Origin of the sequence: Candidatus Ornithobacterium hominis (genome assembly GCF_900538215.1) — a bacterium.
GTDB lineage: Bacteria > Bacteroidota > Bacteroidia > Flavobacteriales > Weeksellaceae > Ornithobacterium > Ornithobacterium hominis.
The window spans coordinates 1-17,223 of sequence record NZ_UNSD01000008.1; the positions used below are offsets into that span (position 1 = coordinate 1).

A 17,223-nucleotide genomic window follows, 5' to 3' on the forward strand; every position below is an offset into this window, starting at 1 on the left:
GTCGCCAGTTTTTTATTACAAACCTGCATAGTACATTACTATGCAGGTTTTTGTTTTACACCCTAATTGATTCCTTTCTCCCTCCTTTTGTTCGCTTTTCAGATTTTTAGTTTTTATCTAGATTATTATATCACCCTATTCGAAGTTATATTACAAGAATTTTATCTGAAATTTTATAAGGCTTTAAAAAATTATTAGTTTGATAAATTTGTGTTTAGAAGTATTTAATGACTCAAAAATAAGTCCCGCTAGATAAATGCGCTACGAATTCTAATGCTTTTTAGGATTGACAGTCAAAAAAATAAAAATAGCCGTTTAGATATTTATTATCAAGACGGCTATTTTTATGTTAATGAAATTTTAAAATTAAAACCTTAAACCTAAAGTTATGGTAAAATCAGACCATTTTTTGGTGACATTTTGAAAAGACCTCGAATAACCTCTATTGCTTGTATCTAGAGATAGAATATCCAAAGCTTCCTTTAAATCTTTGGCATGGGCAAAATCAACTTGTCCGTTATAATTGTAATAATTTCCGCTCAATAGAATATTTCGATCCTGTTTGGCAAAACTATAAGCTGCATCGATGAAAAAGCTTTGGAAACTATAGCCAGCACCTAAAGAAAATCCAGTTAAGTTTCCGTATGCCTGATACATATTTTTATCAGCAAGATTTAAATTAACTTTTTCAAACGGAGAAGTAATGTATCGGAAACCGCCTCGTAATGTAAAATCTTGAATTCTATATTCACCACCTAAATTTAAAGCTGTACTGGTTTTTAAATGATTGTTGATGAAATTGTTTTCAGCTGAAAAAGAATTCTCAGGTAAATATTTAGCAGTGGAATAATCAATCAAGCTAACATCACCACTGATGAAACCAAATTTTCCGATAATATAAGCTGCGGAACCAGTAATTTTTTGTCCGCTGTTTAAATTATTTACATAATACTTTGTATCTCGACCAGCAAAGAAGTTATTGGTTCCCTTTTCAATAAAATATTCATAAGAATTTTCATTCAAATCTTTGTACCAAGTAGGCGATTCATAAGCTAGCCCCAATCTGAATTCAGGTGTGATGCGTCCTATTACACCAGCAGTGATAGAGAAGCCACTACCAACTACACTATTGGGAGAATAATCTTGTGTATAGACAAAATTATTATTATCCACAGGGTCATATTCGCTTAATGCATTGTAGCGAAAGCTTTCAAATTGTTTTGCATTAAAACCTAAACCAAAATTGAGTTTATCTCGGTAATTCGCTGCAAATGAAAAATTTGTATTAGAAATTTTTGAAGTTAGATCATTTACAAAGCCGTTTAAATTTGTAGACTTTAAATCTGTAGTTTTATTGAAATTTTCGTTATTAACAGATTCTTCATAATTAAAACTAATCGCAAAATTTCTGAAGTTTTCACTAGCTAAATCGTTAAAAACCAAAACACCACCTGCTTGTGATAAATTAAAACGATTAGTTTTATCACTATTGTTCCCATTGGCTTCTAGGTGAGTGGAATTCGTCCCTGCAGTAACAGTTACTTCTGAGTTTAAGAAAACAGAAGCTCCGGCTGGATTTTTTTGAGTAGCACTGAAATCACCACCCAAAGCCCCCATCGCTCCACTTAGAGCTTTGTATCTAGAAGTTCCCGTTAAACTCCCGTTATCAGTAGCATGATATAAGTTTTCAACGTAATTTAGATTTAATTTATTTTGCGCAAAAATCCCTGTAGTGCAAAATAATGTACTTAATAAAAATATATTTTTTTTCATGTCAATTATCTTCTTATTCTTGTTCCTGTTCCAGAACTTCGTGCTGGGCTTGAGGTTGTATTTGATGAAGAATTAGACCAATTGGAAGAGCGAGATGTGCTAAAATCTGACGCTCTATTGGTGCTGACATCGCTTCTTCGGTAAATCACTCTATCCTGATTTCTTTGATTTCTGATAGAGTTTCTATCATAAGCCTGTCTTTGCTGTGAATTAGAAGTATTCACTTCATTGATGCTTCTTTTTCTTAAGTTGGTATCGCTAGAGTTCCAATAATTGGGAGTAGAATTAGTCATGTTAACGTCACTTCCTCTTCTTATGATTCTTGGATTGTTTGAAGAACCTGAAAGATTAATACTATTTACATTGCTTGTCATTCCCTTACCTCTCGTGGCGGGAATTGGCTTTACAAAAATAGAGTTATCCCCATGGTAGTAAGAGCCACCATAGCCATATCCGTAAAATCTTGAATAAGGGTAAGTGTAGCCATAGTAAGGATAAGGATTATAAAAGCGATTAAAGGCATAAAAATCATAATAATTCATGAAATAAGGATTGTAAAAACCATGATTATAAAATCCTCCAAATCTAGGATAACCAAAACCAAATCCAAAATATGAACTTAAACGACTGGGGAAATAAAACCCTGAATGGAATCCAAAATTAAAACCATACGGATAAGAATTAAATCCATAGTCTATCTCTGTTCCCTGATATTTTCCCCATTGAATGTAGTCATTCTGATAGGGATCTACGACAGAAGCGATAGGGTCATTTTGATAGATCTCCTGTTCAAAAGATTGAGGAGCTTGCGTGTTTTTATCAAAATACTTCCCGCCCAATCTCACGATTCGGTCATTATTAATTTGATTTTTACTTTCTTGATAAGTTCTGTCACTTGGTGAAGAGTAGATTCCATCAAATTCTCTATTAGCAAAAGTTTGCGTGCTCATGCAAGACACAAAGCTTACTGCAATGATACCGAGTAATACTGGCATTTGCAGATTTTTTAAATATTTTAGTTTTAAACTCATTGTATTGATAATTTCTTCGCTAAATTTACCAAATTATACAAGATTAACGTATTTTGGCTTTGTTAATATTATGTCAAAACTTATGCCACTTAGTGTTAACTTAGAATTAGAGAATATTAAAAACATTATAAATCAAATAGATGGCGAAACTTACAAAACGTAAAGAAGATTATAGCAAATGGTATAACGAATTAGTCATTAATGCCGATTTGGCAGAAAACTCAGGGGTAAGAGGCTCCATGGTCATTAAGCCTTATGGCTATGCTATTTGGGAAAAAATTCAGCAGGAATTAGATCGGAAATTTAAAGATACTGGACATCAAAATGCTTATTTCCCTTTATTTGTGCCAAAATCACTCTTTGAAGCTGAGGAAAAAAATGCAGAAGGCTTTGCTAAGGAATGTGCGGTGGTAACACACTATCGCTTAGAGGCAGATCCCGATAATAAAGGGAAGCTGAGAGTTGACCCCAAAGCTAAATTAGAGGAAGAACTAGTGGTGCGCCCTACATCAGAAGCCATTATTTGGAATACGTACAAAAATTGGATTCAGTCATACCGAGATTTACCTATTTTAGTCAATCAGTGGGCAAATGTGGTGCGTTGGGAGATGAGAACGAGATTATTCCTCAGAACAGCCGAATTCTTATGGCAAGAAGGGCATACAGCACATGCAACCAAGCACGAAGCAATAGAAGAAGCAGAATTGATGTTGAATGTTTATGCCGATTTTGCAGAAAATTTCATGAAAATTCCTGTTGTCAGAGGTCTGAAAACAGAATCAGAAAGATTTGCTGGCGCAGAAGAAACCTACTGCATTGAGGCGATGATGCAAGATGGGAAAGCTTTGCAGGCGGGGACATCACACTTTTTGGGGCAAAATTTTGCCAAAGCTTTTGATGTGAAATATGCGACTGCAAACGGAGGTTTAGAATATGTGTGGGCTACCAGCTGGGGAGTCTCTACACGACTGATGGGGGCCTTGATTATGACTCATTCAGATGACCAAGGTTTGGTGCTGCCTTCTACATTGGCGCCCATTCAAGTAGTAATTGTCCCAGTTTACTTTAATGATGAACAAAGAAATTTAGTAGCCCAAAAAGCTCATCAGCTAAAATCTGAATTAATGTCAAAAGGCATTTCAGTGAAATTTGATGATAGAGATACCTTCAAGCCAGGTTGGAAATTCAATGAATATGAGTTGAAAGGTGTACCAGTGAGAATAGCAATGGGACCAAGAGATTTAGAGAAAAATCAAATTGAGGTTGCCCGAAGGGATACTGGAGATAAAAATTTTATAAGCCTTGAAAAATCAGTGGAGCATATATTAAGCCTTCTGCAAGAAATCGATGAAAATATTTATCAAAAAGCAAAAGATAATAAACAAGAATTAACAACAAAAGTAGATACTTGGGATGATTTTCAGGACGTTATAGAAAATAAAGGCGGTTTTGTGAGTGCTCACTGGGACGGGACTACAGAAACCGAAGAGAAAATTCAAGAATTAACGAAAGCGACCATTCGGTGCATCCCGTTAGAAGCAGAAAAAGAAGAAGGTAAATGCATTTTCACTGGGAAGCCAAGCCAGCAACGGGTATTATTTGCAAAAGCTTACTAAAATCTTTTTTTTAGAATCCACTAAGAGCTTGTTTGAGATTTAAACAGGCTCTTAAAATTTGAATAAACCCGCTGTGCATTATGAATTAAAAAAGAAAAAGTTGTTCATTTAATTGAAAATCAGTAAATTGATTTAGCTAAAAAAACATTTGCATATTAAATTTAATCTAAATTTGGAACGACGAAAACAGGAAATTTTGATTCCTTTATAACATCATGGCAAACGCTGCCTACCAATGCATTATATAGATTTCCATGACCTTTTGACCCAAGCACAATGGCATACGGTTTGATTTCTTCTGCCGTTTCTAAAATGATTTCTGCAGGGATGCCTTGTTTCAGGAATGAATTACAATTGACTCCTGATTTTTCAATCTGATTTTTTAAATTATTGAGATGAACCGCATCTTTTTCTAGAGCGGTTTCTTCCAATTCTGGTAAATATTGAAAGCCAACCTCGCCTAAAATAAACCCGACGTCTAAGCTAACGACATGAATTAAAATAATCTCAGCAGACAAATCTTGAGCAAAACGAATGGATTGCCGAATAATTTCATCGGTAATATTGGATAAATCAACGGGCACGAGTAATTTTTTCATAACAGATTTTATTTTAGATGAAGATAAGCTTTTTTTATAAAGATTTACAATTTAATAGTTCATTTTTTTCTAAATGAAAATCAATCTTGCTTAGGGTTTTAAAAATTTTTTAAGCCTTTAAAAAAAATTAAATTTTAGGGGATTTTTTCTTTTTTCGCCAGAGCCAGGGCGCGATGGGATTAGGCTCTGCCCATAAACCCAACTTTTTAGCACGAGCCTCAGCCTCTAAAACTGAATAAACGCTATCGGTAGAAAATTTCACATAATGCCACGCTAAACCATTTCTCACCATTGCTAAATTACAATTTGCTCCGACTTGGTTTTTAATCACCGCAATTAGGCGTTGACTTCTATCTCTTCGTCCGTTTTTTCCTTTGGAAACCACCATCACCTCTTGCCCAAAACACAAATCAGATAACATTTTTTTGGCTTCCATACCAAAAGGTTGAGAGCCTCTTTTCTCGGGAGCATCAATATGAGCTAACCTAATTTTGGTAGGGATGCTATCCCAAAGCACTTCCACCGTATCGCCATCTGTAACACCAATAACTTTAGCTTTGAACTGCAAACTATCTGCAATAAGCTTAGCAACTTTAGCTGGCTCTGCCTGATTAATTTTCTTCCCATTTGGTTGACAAGCGAATACGTTCACCAACATCAATAAAATCCATCCTTTCATCTTGCTAAAATAAGAAAATCGGAGGATTAGTCCGATTTTGTGAGAGGTTATTCAAGTATGATTTGTTGAATTTTATAATCAATTGTAACTCTTCCGAATCGTTCTAAAACAGATTGACCTAATAATAAAGGAGCTTCTTCATTGTTTACCACAAGGGCTTCTATGTTTTCTAATGTTATATCTCCTATTTTAACCTCTTTTAAGTTAATTTTCATTCCTTCTGAAATAGTACCTGTTGCATCTTGAAAATTTGTTATCCCTAAAAAATCTCCTTCATCAATAGTTCCTTGTTTATATAAAAATTTAGCTTCTGCAATAGATATACAAATATTACTCGCTCCTGTATCAAAAATAAATTTCAAGGGTATTCCATTTACTTTTGTATCTATATAATAAACTCCTGAACTTTTCTGCATCGGAATTACATTTCCTGTTTTTTCAATGGTAGGTTCTGGTTTATGCTCTTCTACTTGAGGTTGGTATGATGGAGCTGCTTCAACAGATTGATCATACAAACTAAAATCTTCTTCTATATAGAATGCTTTTTTACGACCCTTATCTCCTCCTTTTATTTGATTAGCATCAGGATGATTACAACTAACGATGCTGAATATCATCCACAGTGCTAATAGCCTTTTTTTCATCTTCATTAGAATTTTCATTATTTATATTCAACTCTTTTTTGAAAAAAGGAATTTTTAAACCTTCCGTTCTTATCAAAGAATCATTCTTGAATAAATCTTCATTTTCATAGATAAGGTATTCTCCATAGTCTTTTTCTTTCCCTTCATAAGTTTCACCTATATCTGTAGGGTTTGCAATTAATATACCTTTAACGACTTCATCCTTATGCATAGGTAAATTTTGGAATTTCCTCTTGATGGTCAACCTCAAATCCTTTTCAGATAGATAATCGTTAGGTTTTGGTTCTAATGATAGAGTTTCTTCATTTTCATTGTTAATTTCCTGGTGTTCATTATCTTCTGGAATGTGAGTATTATTAACAATTTGATTATTTTCAGATTTGGAAAATATTTTATATGCAAGGAATCCTAATCCTACTATCATTAAAGCTAAAAAACCTACAACAATAAGTTTTTTAATATCTAAACCTCTGCTATTAAATCCACGCTCATAATGTTTTTCTTTAAATTCTGAAAAAATCTGAGAGTCATAAGACCCTTCTCGTCTATTAGTTATAGTCGAATTATCGCGAAAGGGTTTTCTTTCTTCAGATACTGTATTTATTTCTTTTGGTTTTGAAAATTGACTTTTTTCTTGATTAAAATTATTTAAATCTTGATTAAAAGCTGCAAGCAAATCATTTAACTGTTTTCTTTTTAATCTCCCGTGAGAGAATTTTGTTTTATATTCTTCAAATTTTTCAACTCCTTCTTTATATTTAGAAAACAACGCCTTATATTCTTTCTCGCTTTTTTCTATTTTCTCTGCATTTTCCTGATGCGTTTTTTTATTTTTATTAATGATTTCTGAATATTCACTGGTATTTTTTGTTGCCTCTTCTTTTAATTGGTCAATATACTTGTTAAGCTTTTCTAACTCTTTATTTTGATTTGCCATTTTTTGAGATTCTAATTGATTTATTTTCTCTGAAAACTTATCTATTTCAAGCAAATCAAACAAACCTTTTTTTATAACATATTCAGCTACCTCACTATCTTGTGTAAAATATATAGTATCATAAACATTGAGCAAATCCAAGGATTTCCTAAATAATTCTGCAACATTATTCAGTGTTATATACACCAATGCCGAGCGATTTTTTTCATTAAAATCTATGTCTGAAATTTCAGATGAATCAATTTTTAATTTTTCATAGTCTCTTGGAGCATCAACATTAAATTCATTAGAATGCTTCACCTTAATAATTCCGTTTTGGATATTATGGGGATTGCTCACCAAATTATGATGCAATTGATTTAATACATTTGCCGTTTGCTCCAAATCAGGGACTCCGTTAGCACAAATGACAGATGCCCCTACAAAGGTTCCACCACGGGAAGAACCTTGTTCTTGAGCAAAACTATATTTGATAAAAGAAATGATTGAATTATCATCAACTATTTCTTTCCTAATTGCAAATAATACCGAATTTTGAAAAATTTGTACAGCGTTTGGATTTAAATCAAATAATTTAATATTATATTCTTGTCCAGAAAATGTTTGTTTAAACCCATTAGGATTACCAAATGTTCCAAAAACGCTTAATGATATATTTTCTGCCATTATCTTTTTATTTTAGTCCGATTGACCATTTTAATTGTTCTATCATACTGCCTTCATAATCTAATTTGATACCAGCAATACTCTTATACAACCATTTAGATAAATTTTCAGCTGAATCTAGATTGAGAGAATTGATTTTATTCTGATTATTTTTATCTAATTGACCAATGGTATAATAAGTTTTAGGCAGTCCTTTGGTTTCTAAGAACTGATAAGTCATTGGTAATCTCTCTTTTACAAAGAAATCTAAATCTTCTGAGGTTGGTTTCTGAGTGCCTGATAAGTCCCATTTAGAAATCACTAATATTAAATTGATGTTTCTTAAATTTCTACCTTCATTTTCTAATAAAAATAAAAACTCACTCAACAAGCTATCTTCTTGATGTGCTGAATTGATTCCTGTGACTAAAAGAAATGTAATTGGAATATCCGCTTTAAGATATTGAGATACACTGCTGTGGTATTGCCCACCTCTTCTAATTTCATTATGATTTTCACCTGCTGTTTCTAAAAAAGTGAGATTTATGGGTTTTACTTTTTTAGACTTGTTATTGGGTTCAAAAACCAAGTCCATTCGGGTAACTTGGTCTCTTGTGGTTCTTTCAGGTAGAATTCCTCTACTAATATTTTCAAAAAAATCAGACAATAATACCATCGATTCTCGGCTGTTTGGTGTTCCCACTTGGGGTCTAATAACACCAAACCTACTCCTCAAAGCATATAACATTGAGGATAAAATAACCGATTTACCAGAAGCAGATGTTCCAAAAAAGAAAACAAAATTGCTGTTTTTATTTTTGATTTCAGCAACACCTTCCGCTCTTTGTATCGGTACAAAATCATCTGGCAAATCAGAAAGCGTACTTCCGCTAAAATGATGATTTTTTTCTTCTGTTGATTGATTTGAAGAACCAAACAAAGGTCTTAATTCTTCTTGTTCATTAATTTCAGTTGATTCTGTCCTTTCTTCATCGTTATTAAAAAACAAAGGTTTTAATTCTTCATCGTTATTATCTGGAGATACAGACTCTAAATTGTTTTCATTTTCAGAAGATGAAGTCTTTGAATCGTCTATTTTATCATTTGTATTATTTGTTTCACCAAAAAATAATGGTTTCAATTCATCGCTCATAATTAATCAATTAAGGTTTGACTTTTTCTTTTATTAAACACGCTATTGTTGTTATTTCCTCCTCTCATAGAGCTACCTGATTCAGTAATTAATAACACAATAATCATCACACCAAAATCAAGTAATATACATCCTAACAATACCACAAATTGATACATACCGAAGTTTTCAATGGCGTGACGGAAAGCATACCCTATTTTCCCCACATCGTGTGCATTGGATTTTACTGGTTCAAAATTATATTTATTAGCTCCTAAGGTAGTTTCTGCTTTATTACCCAATTTGTTGTAATCCAAAACCATTTCATCTATCACGCCTACTGCTGAAGAATTAATGATTTCAGATGATTGTGCAACTAATTTTTGGGTATTTTTATTCCATTTTAGTACTGCAGCATCTAACTCTGTTTTTAATTTTTTCTCCTCTGGATTCAGAACTTCAAGCATATTTAATATTTGAGCTCCCATTCTTTCTGCCAAATCTTGATATCCTGCTGGGGTTTGATTTACAGGCGTAAGTGGCGTAATAGGTTTTCCTAATTTATTCTCAATACGAGTTATGATTCTCCTCGCTTCAGTACCAATACCCAAATTAGCAGGGTCTTGAATTTGAATCATCAACTGATTGACATCACTGATAATTTCTTGCCTTGTTTTAGCATCTACTGTGTAAGAAAGACGGCTATCCACATCTGCCTGCAACTCATTAAGTTTATCATTTACCGATTTCAATTCCGTAGTGTAGATTTCGGTTTTCATAAATCTAGTATATAAGGCATTAAAGTTGGCTATAAAACAAAATGATGCAATGAAAATATACATTCCGATTAAACCCATTGTTGATTTGCCTTCCATTTTGTGTTTTCTGAGCATCCATATCAGAAACAATAATAGTAAAGACAATACCAAGGCAATAACAAAAGATGCCCCTCCAAAAATTTGGCTTAATCCAAGCCAAGTTTGCCAAAAACTCACACCAATAAGCATTAGTGCAAGAATGGTTAAAAATAAATCTGTTATTGTGATTTTTCCATTCATAAAATTTGATTTTTATTAATTATTTTCTATTTCTTTTTTTATTCTGTTTAGTAAATTACACGCATTATCATTGCGTTGCTCGCAAGCAGTGCGCAAATATTCCATTGCTTTTTCTTTATTCTGCTCCACGCCATTGCCTTGATAATAACATAAGCCAACATTATACATAGCATCTGTGTTTCCTGCCTCTGCTATTTCTTTCCATAAGTTAAATGCGTCTGTATAAGATTGTTCCACGCCTTTACCTTCGTAATAACAAGATGCCAATAGATTTTTAGCCTCTTCATTGCCTTCTTCCACTGCTTTTTTCAAGTAAAAAACAGCTTCTGCATAAGATTGTTTTAAACCTTTACCCTGATAATATGCCATCGCCTTTTCAAAGTTGCTGAGCTTTTTAGGTTCAGGGGGGCTTTGTTTTTCTTGTACAATGTTTTTGTTTATATTATTATCAAAAAAAAAGATTAACATAAGTATTATTCCAGCAAGAGATATCGATATTACTATTTCTGTTTCCATGAACAAATAGAATTTTAAAGTTGATTATTATTATTTTCCATTTTAATTCTGTTTAGTAAATTACACGCATTGTCATTGCGTTGCTCGCAAGCAGTGCGTAAATATTCCATTGCTTTTTCTTTATTCTGCTCCACGCCATTGCCTTGATAATAACATAAGCCAACATTATACATAGCATCTGTGTTTCCTGCCTCTGCTATTTCTTTCCATAAGTTAAATGCGTCTGTATAAGATTGTTCCACGCCTTTACCTTCGTAATAACAAGATGCCAATAGATTTTTAGCCTCTTCATTGCCTTCTTCCACTGCTTTTTTCAAGTAAAAAACAGCTTCTGTATAAGATTGTTTTAAACCTTTACCCTGATAATATGCCATCGCCTTTTCAAAGTTGCTGAGCTTTTTGGGGTGAGGGGTAGGTTCTTCTTTTTTAGGTTGGAGTTGTGTTACAGCGTTTTGATTCTCAACAGCTGTTCTATTTTTAGGGGCTTCCCCATACTGATTAGAACCTCTTTGCCCATCTTGGAATATCATCCATAAACCATAAAAAGGAATTAATTGCCACCAGCCATTTTTTCCTAAATCATGGCATCTTTTTGCTCCTTGAGCCCACAGAAACCACAATAAAGGAATGAGCAGTATTAAATTTAACACTACGTATTGTTCAGTTCCCAAATTTATAATTGTTGCTAGAGTGGCATAAATAATTAAACTTAAGCCAAATTCAGTTCTTCTAATTCTTCCATTAAACGAAAAAGGTGCTTCAAACATAATTTCTCTTTTTTATCTATTCATTTTTTAATTACCTACAAGCACCACAACTATTACTTTTGCTGGCGTTACAATGTTTGCAATAGTTACAATTTTTGCAGGCTCTGCAATTAGATGAACCTGTGCATTTGGCTGCTTCTACGGTGTCATTATTATGCTGTTTAGCGTTAACTTCTGTACAACTGCTCATACTTATAGTCGCCATAGCTAATAGCCCTATTTTTATTATCTGTTTCATATTTTATTTAAAATGGGGTTCAATAGGTTTTGTAATGTATTTCAGTAGGTTTTATACCTTATTTAGGTAGGTTCCGAACCTAGTTAAATACACTTCCGAACCCTATTCAATAGCCTTTTTAACCTAGTTGAGGTGGGTTCTGAATCTAGTTAAATACATTTCTGAACCTAGTTAAACCACTTTAAAAACCTACTAAAATCCATTTTTGAAATGTGTTTTACTCTGCTTTTGGCAGTATATTTTTCACTATACCACCTTTGGGTTCATCTTCTTTTTCAGCAACCCTTCCGCCAGAAAAATGCTGTTTTAGGCTGCGGTAGATGGTATCGCTTCCTGGTTCGTTTTCGCTCGCTAAATATTTCATATACCTATAGTATGTAATAGCGGCATTGTAGTTATCAAAATCCAGAAGAATTTTGGTATCCGAAAACATTTCTGTAATTCTTGCCAATTTTCTCAAAGGTTCTTCTACCTGCCCTCTGGCGGTATAGTCTTTATCAAACTCCTCCTTATCTATGGTGCGTGGCAACAAGCTGGGATCTTGCTCCATAAAGGCTTTGCACTTGTCTACAAAAATTTTGTTTCTATCGGCAATGCTACCGTATTGTCTTCTTTCTTCTGGGGAGAGGTTCACTGCTTTTGTCTTGATGATGTTGTGAAGCTCCTGAATTGCGGTGTTGATTTTCTGTAATTCTTCTTCAGAAAATTCTAACGAGATTAGATTGTCTAGTGCCATAATATTTAATTTTTTGTGATTAATATTTTATTAATTTTTTAATTGAATGATTAAGAATATTGCTACTATTTATAATATTCTATTTTTCTCTCTGTAATTCTATTAGGCTTATTATTGTTATATTCTTTTTCTTGAGTCCAATTGTCTTTGGAATCATATTCATAAGTCCATTTTTCATCCAAACTACCATCAGCATTGTAATTATTTTCCTCTACTTTATTACCCTTATTATCATATTGATAAGTTGTTGCCCATTTTTCATTGTACCTATCTCTCTCTACTATATTACGCTTATTATCATATTGATAAATCCATTTTTCATTGTACCCATTTTCCTCTACTATATTACCCTTATTATCATATTGATAAGTTATTGCCCATTTTTCATACAAACCAACATAAAGATCGTAGAAATTTCCCTCTACTATATTACCCTTATTATCATATTGATAAGTCAATTTGTACTCCAAACTACCATCAGCTTTGCACCTATCTCTCTCTACTATATTACCCTTATTATCATATTGATAAGTCAATTTTTCATACAAACTACCATCAGCATTGTACCCATTTTCCTCTACTTTATTACCCTTATTATCATATTGATAAGTCCGTTTTTCATACAAACTACCATCAGCATTGTAATTATTTTCCTCTACTTTATTACCCTTATTATCATATTGATAAGTCCATTTGCGATCCAAACGACCATCAGCATTGTACCTATTTTCCTCTACTTTATTACCCTTATTATCATATTGATAAGTCCATTTGTACTCCAAACTACCATCAGCATTGTACCTATTTTCCTCTACTATATTGCCTTGTTCATTGTATAATACATAATCATATGAAGATCCTCTCATACTTCCTTTCTCTACTTTGCCAAATTTTTCAACAGCATCATACGTAATTTCTCTCACAGATTTTACCCTACCTTTTAAATTAGCTTCTTGTAAATCTGTTTTTTTCTCATTATATCCACGGCTTATCATTAGTGTGGCACAAATCATTAATAATAATATTCTCATTTTTCTTTCTTTATCTGAATTATCTGAATCACTAAAAACACCGCTACCAGCACATCTACGATATTCCATAAAGTTCTGCCGAGTGCTATTTTTTCAAACGGCTGAAAGAGTATCGCTAAAAAAATATAGAGAATGCCCAACGCTGGATTATTTTTTTCACAAAAAGAGGTATAAGCCAAATACGCAAAACCCACAAGAGAAGCCAGCCTCACCAACTGAAAGTAGCCATAAGGCATCGGTGCTAAACAAAGCAATAATAGAATGGCGAGTATGATTTTAATCGTGTTTTCCATCATCAAGATTTTGGGCATAAAAAAAATCCTTGCAGGTAGCACAAAGCCATCTACAAGGATTTCCTTTTTGTTAAGGGGGGAATATTTTCTAAGTCTGTGTCTGTGTTGTGTTGTGTTGTGTTGTGTTGTAATAAATTAATAGACTACAAGATACGTAATCTATAAAGTTTTCACAAGTTTTTGAAACAAAATTTATAACAAACATAGAAATCTCTTTTGTAAAGAAAAATTAGAGCACAATGATATGAAAAATTTCCTTAAAATTTAATGAAATCTAAAAATTTTTTAAGCCTTTAAAAAAAATCTAAACAATCCATTTCCTTTTTAGCAGAATTAAACTCTTCAATCAGTGATTTAAAGACATCATCCACGCTCAGAATCTCATCTACCAAAGAGGCACATTGCCCGATTTCTAGTTTACCATCGTCTAAATTACCTTCAAACATACCTTGTTTTGCACGTCTTTCCCCTGCAAGTTTTATTAAATCTTCTTTGCTCGCATGGCTGGAATAAGCTTGCTGAATTTCATCAAAAAATTTATTCTTCACCAAGCGTACATTGCCAATTTCTTTTAGGGTAGAGTAGGTGTCGCCATCTTTCAAGCTTTTGACTTTTTCTTTGAAATTTTGGTGTACAGAAGCTTCCCGAGTTGCCACAAATTTTGTCCCCATTTGCACAGCATCTGCGCCCAAAGTCATTGCGGCTAAAATTTGTTTTCCAGTAGCGATGCCTCCAGCAGCAATCAAAGGTTTCTCGATATTTCGTGCAATATCAGGAATCAGGCAAAAAGTCGTTGTTTCCTCTTTCCCCAAATGGCCGCCAGCCTCAAACCCTTCACAAACGATAGCATCTACGCCAGCATTTTCTGCTTTTTTAGCAAATTTGATGCTGCTGACCACATGGGCCACTTTAATGCCATGACTTTGAAGTTTCTCAGTCCAAATACTCGGATTCCCTGCACTGGTGAAAACAATTTTTACTTGATTCTCAATAATGGTTTGGATGTGTTCTTCGATATTGGGGTACATCAAAGGCAAATTCACACCAAAGACCTTGCTTGTAGCCTTTTGTGTTTTAAGAATATGCTCTCTCAAAACCTCAGGATACATGCTACCAGCACCCAAAATGCCTAAGCCGCCAGCGTTAGACACTGCAGAAACCAATTCCCAGCCACTCGCCCAAATCATCCCCCCCTGTATGATGGGGTACTGAATACCAAAAAGTTGACAAATTCTATTTTCCATTTTTTAAAGGTAAAATTTTTCAGGAAAATATCCTAAGGCTTAGAAAATTTTATGGATTAAATTTTTAATAGGAAAATGAGAGATTTCGGAAGAAAAGCTTATTTGGAATTCATTGCCATTGGTAATGAATTTCTAAACGCGAGCAAAGTTTTACAAAATTTTTTAAGCCTTTAAAAAAAAAAATTAAAATTCAATACGTTCGCCCGCTTCTTTCAATTCTTGACTTAGTTTTAAAATATTATCAAGAAACAAAAGATTCTCAGTATCTTTTAGCTTTTCTATTGGTAAAATAAAAGATTTATCAGTGGGTTCAGAATTTTGATTCCCTAGCTGCAGGCGGAGCAAGATTTCATCTAGAAGTTTAATGATTTGATTTTTGATGAAAAAGTCATTTTCATTGAAATTCAAACTTTTACGATGAACGCCCAGTGCTGAAATATAACTTAATAAAGTATGATTGAGGTAAGTAAAATTCCGTGCTGGGGTGATGAGTTTTTGTTTCGATTTTGGCTCGAATCGCATACTTTTCCACACTTGAGCCAATTGATTATCTGCGCGGTGAGCGTTTCGCTGGTGGTGCAAATATTCTTGTGTTGAAATTTGCTGATTCATTACACTTTCAAAGTAAATTTTATCTTTTTCTATCGCTTTGATTAGTAAATTTTTTAGATTTTTATACTGCCACTCTGGCCAGATGAAGCGGATGGAAAGGTAGGCAATTACAGAGCCGATAAGGGTATCGATGATTCTGGGAGTCATGACCTGCACTCCAGTCCCCTGCAAGAGGTTGTAAACGGCTAAAACGTAAACGGTGATAAAAATGGCAGCAATGATGTAATTTCCCCTTAAGTACTTGAAAAATATAAACATACTGGCAATCAAAATGACTACTTGCCCTGCAGTCGTGGGCAATAGGAGAGATAAGGTGATGCCAATGATGACTCCCATTAAAGTCCCGATGATTCTTTTAAAAAAGCGTTGGCGTGTAGCATCATAAGTTTGTTGGCATACAATGAGAGAAGTCAGGATAATCCAAGCTCCTTGCTCGATTTTGAAAACATTCATAAGTGTGTAACCAACAGCAAAACAAGTGCTTAGGCGAACGGCATGCCTGAATTTATTGTTTTTGGGAGAGAATAAATCTCGCCATTTTTTTTCATCAAAGGTGTATTCTAAATTGATATTAGCTGGAGTATGGCGTGCTTCAAATGTTTCTTCCATGGATTTGATGTTTTTCCACAGATAATTAATTGAAGCTTGATCTTTGCACAAATTTTGGCGCAAGAGTAGCTCTAAGGCATTAGACGTCCAGCGGAGATTTGGCGAGGACTGGAAGGTATTTTTTTTCAAAATGTTTCGGGCATATTCATCACTGGCTTTACCGAGTTCTCTCAACATTTTACCCAAGCCCGCCACCACCAGAGAGGAATTCACATTTTGGCTGATGGAATCATAAGATTCGTGGCTAGAGACGGCTCGCTCGTGCAGTAATTGCAGTTGATTCCATTCAGAAACGTATTGGTTGAATTTAGTCCTTTGGTGAAGGTTTAGCTCTTGCCCCAAACGCTGTAAAATATTTTTAATTTTTTCTGACTGAGAAAATAATTGAATATTGATTAGCGCCAATTCATTTCTAATTTCTTCCTGCTCATCTGCAGAGCTAGGGAAGAATTTGGATTTCATTCTCAGGTATTTAGCTAGTAATTGATAAGCGTTGGCTAGCTCATTTTGTAGATTTTGATAAGGATTGAGCAATAAAATGACAATGGAAGTTGCCATATGAATAATCACTGCAACTACAAAAAGGAAAGGAATTCTAAACCAATCAGCCTCAGGTTGATAAATGAAAATAGAGTAGAGAATAATTAAAACAGAGCCAAAGGCTAAGTGATTGTATTTGGACTTTAGTTCCCCTGCTAGCATGATGAAAAAGCTAGAAGAGACCAAGAATACCCCAAAAATAATAGGGTAGGGCAATAACAATTGAACTAAAGATGAAAAAATGAAGAATAAAAAACCAATAAGAAGCGTAGAGCGTAAACTGGATTTGATGTGGACATCATTCTCAGTCAAAGCGGTGGCAACAATCCCCATGCTCACAGTCAGCCCTGCTTTTGGGATTCCTAATAAATAAAAAATGCCCAAAGCCAAAATAGCACTAAAACTGATGCGTAGTGCCCATAGATTTTCAGGACTTTCTAAGAAATTGTTTTCCCAGAATTCGATGCTTTTTTTTAAATATTTTTTGACCAATTTTTTTTTAAGGCTTAAAAAATTTTTCTTC

Annotated in this window: 16 protein-coding genes; 1 reads left to right on the forward strand and 15 read right to left on the reverse strand. The window is 33.8% G+C overall.

Annotated elements, in window-relative coordinates:
- Positions 1-366: 366 nt before the first annotated feature.
- Positions 367-1,773, reverse strand: coding sequence for an OmpP1/FadL family transporter (locus D5J18_RS06735; RefSeq protein ID WP_119058251.1), 1,407 nt, complete (start codon positions 1,771-1,773; stop codon positions 367-369).
- Positions 1,774-1,778: 5 nt separating this feature from the next.
- Complete coding sequence (locus D5J18_RS06740; RefSeq protein WP_133298120.1) at positions 1,779-2,768, reverse strand: hypothetical protein; 990 nt, start codon at positions 2,766-2,768, stop codon at positions 1,779-1,781.
- A gap of 176 nt (positions 2,769-2,944) precedes the next feature.
- On the opposite strand from D5J18_RS06740, the gene proS reads away from it, so the two are divergent.
- Positions 2,945-4,420 carry a proline--tRNA ligase gene (gene proS / locus D5J18_RS06750; RefSeq protein WP_119058254.1) on the forward strand — a complete coding sequence of 492 codons (1,476 nt, stop codon included), beginning with the start codon at positions 2,945-2,947 and terminating at the stop codon, positions 4,418-4,420.
- 161 nt (positions 4,421-4,581) lie between these two features.
- Here proS and D5J18_RS06755 read toward each other — a convergent pair whose 3' ends face one another.
- From D5J18_RS06755 to D5J18_RS06815, 13 genes are all read right to left on the reverse strand, one after another.
- Positions 4,582-5,019, reverse strand: a complete 438-nt coding sequence (locus tag D5J18_RS06755) for a universal stress protein (protein WP_119058255.1) — start codon at positions 5,017-5,019, stop codon at positions 4,582-4,584.
- Between the two features lie 127 nt (positions 5,020-5,146).
- Positions 5,147-5,698 carry a thermonuclease family protein gene (locus tag D5J18_RS06760; protein WP_119058256.1) on the reverse strand — a complete coding sequence of 184 codons (552 nt, stop codon included), beginning with the start codon at positions 5,696-5,698 and terminating at the stop codon, positions 5,147-5,149.
- Between the two features lie 47 nt (positions 5,699-5,745).
- Positions 5,746-6,342 carry a retropepsin-like aspartic protease family protein gene (locus D5J18_RS06765; RefSeq protein WP_165844980.1) on the reverse strand — a complete coding sequence of 199 codons (597 nt, stop codon included), beginning with the start codon at positions 6,340-6,342 and terminating at the stop codon, positions 5,746-5,748.
- Entirely contained in the window at positions 6,296-7,945 is a 1,650-nt protein-coding gene (locus D5J18_RS06770) for a hypothetical protein (RefSeq protein ID WP_119058258.1), read from the reverse strand. The genes D5J18_RS06765 and D5J18_RS06770 overlap by 47 nt, the downstream gene beginning before the upstream one ends.
- A 7-nt stretch (positions 7,946-7,952) precedes the next feature.
- Positions 7,953-9,077 (reverse strand): hypothetical protein, encoded by a 1,125-nt coding sequence (locus D5J18_RS06775; RefSeq protein WP_119058259.1) that lies wholly within the window; start codon positions 9,075-9,077, stop codon positions 7,953-7,955.
- A 2-nt stretch (positions 9,078-9,079) separates the two neighbouring features.
- Positions 9,080-9,931, reverse strand: a complete 852-nt coding sequence (locus tag D5J18_RS06780) for a hypothetical protein (protein WP_133298121.1) — start codon at positions 9,929-9,931, stop codon at positions 9,080-9,082.
- A gap of 198 nt (positions 9,932-10,129) precedes the next feature.
- Entirely contained in the window at positions 10,130-10,630 is a 501-nt protein-coding gene (locus D5J18_RS06785; RefSeq protein ID WP_119058261.1) for a tetratricopeptide repeat protein, read from the reverse strand.
- A 14-nt stretch (positions 10,631-10,644) separates the two neighbouring features.
- Entirely contained in the window at positions 10,645-11,397 is a 753-nt protein-coding gene (locus D5J18_RS06790; protein WP_119058262.1) for a DUF805 domain-containing protein, read from the reverse strand.
- 455 nt (positions 11,398-11,852) lie between these two features.
- Positions 11,853-12,371, reverse strand: coding sequence for a hypothetical protein (locus tag D5J18_RS06795; protein ID WP_185124703.1), 519 nt, complete (start codon positions 12,369-12,371; stop codon positions 11,853-11,855).
- A gap of 65 nt (positions 12,372-12,436) precedes the next feature.
- The gene (locus D5J18_RS06800) at positions 12,437-13,471 is read right to left on the reverse strand and encodes a hypothetical protein (protein ID WP_165844981.1); all 1,035 of its coding nucleotides are present in this window, start codon (positions 13,469-13,471) and stop codon (positions 12,437-12,439) included.
- The gene (locus D5J18_RS06805) at positions 13,399-13,713 is read right to left on the reverse strand and encodes a DUF6804 family protein (RefSeq protein WP_260377562.1); all 315 of its coding nucleotides are present in this window, start codon (positions 13,711-13,713) and stop codon (positions 13,399-13,401) included. Before D5J18_RS06805 ends, D5J18_RS06800 begins: the two co-directional genes overlap by 73 nt.
- Positions 13,714-13,988: 275 nt before the next feature.
- A complete protein-coding gene (locus tag D5J18_RS06810) occupies positions 13,989-14,939 on the reverse strand; it encodes an NAD(P)H-dependent flavin oxidoreductase (protein ID WP_119058264.1) in 951 nt (316 codons plus the stop codon).
- 183 nt (positions 14,940-15,122) lie between these two features.
- Complete coding sequence (locus D5J18_RS06815) at positions 15,123-17,192, reverse strand: FUSC family membrane protein (RefSeq protein ID WP_119058265.1); 2,070 nt, start codon at positions 17,190-17,192, stop codon at positions 15,123-15,125.
- Positions 17,193-17,223: the final 31 nt, after the last annotated feature.

Bases quoted from the DNA above. Each gene is read 5' to 3' on its own strand.
- D5J18_RS06735 (WP_119058251.1), bottom strand. From the start codon at position 1,773: ATGAAAAAAAATATATTTTTATTAAGTACATTATTTTGCACTACAGGG.
- D5J18_RS06740 (WP_133298120.1), bottom strand. From the start codon at position 2,768: ATGCCAGTATTACTCGGTATCATTGCAGTAAGCTTTGTGTCTTGCATG.
- proS (WP_119058254.1), top strand. From the start codon at position 2,945: ATGGCGAAACTTACAAAACGTAAAGAAGATTATAGCAAATGGTATAAC.
- D5J18_RS06755 (WP_119058255.1), bottom strand. From the start codon at position 5,019: ATGAAAAAATTACTCGTGCCCGTTGATTTATCCAATATTACCGATGAA.
- D5J18_RS06760 (WP_119058256.1), bottom strand. From the start codon at position 5,698: ATGAAAGGATGGATTTTATTGATGTTGGTGAACGTATTCGCTTGTCAA.
- D5J18_RS06765 (WP_165844980.1), bottom strand. From the start codon at position 6,342: ATGAAAAAAAGGCTATTAGCACTGTGGATGATATTCAGCATCGTTAGT.
- D5J18_RS06770 (WP_119058258.1), bottom strand. From the start codon at position 7,945: ATGGCAGAAAATATATCATTAAGCGTTTTTGGAACATTTGGTAATCCT.
- D5J18_RS06775 (WP_119058259.1), bottom strand. From the start codon at position 9,077: ATGAGCGATGAATTGAAACCATTATTTTTTGGTGAAACAAATAATACA.
- D5J18_RS06780 (WP_133298121.1), bottom strand. From the start codon at position 9,931: ATGGAAGGCAAATCAACAATGGGTTTAATCGGAATGTATATTTTCATT.
- D5J18_RS06785 (WP_119058261.1), bottom strand. From the start codon at position 10,630: ATGGAAACAGAAATAGTAATATCGATATCTCTTGCTGGAATAATACTT.
- D5J18_RS06790 (WP_119058262.1), bottom strand. From the start codon at position 11,397: ATGTTTGAAGCACCTTTTTCGTTTAATGGAAGAATTAGAAGAACTGAA.
- D5J18_RS06795 (WP_185124703.1), bottom strand. From the start codon at position 12,371: ATGGCACTAGACAATCTAATCTCGTTAGAATTTTCTGAAGAAGAATTA.
- D5J18_RS06800 (WP_165844981.1), bottom strand. From the start codon at position 13,471: ATGGAATATCGTAGATGTGCTGGTAGCGGTGTTTTTAGTGATTCAGAT.
- D5J18_RS06805 (WP_260377562.1), bottom strand. From the start codon at position 13,713: ATGCCCAAAATCTTGATGATGGAAAACACGATTAAAATCATACTCGCC.
- D5J18_RS06810 (WP_119058264.1), bottom strand. From the start codon at position 14,939: ATGGAAAATAGAATTTGTCAACTTTTTGGTATTCAGTACCCCATCATA.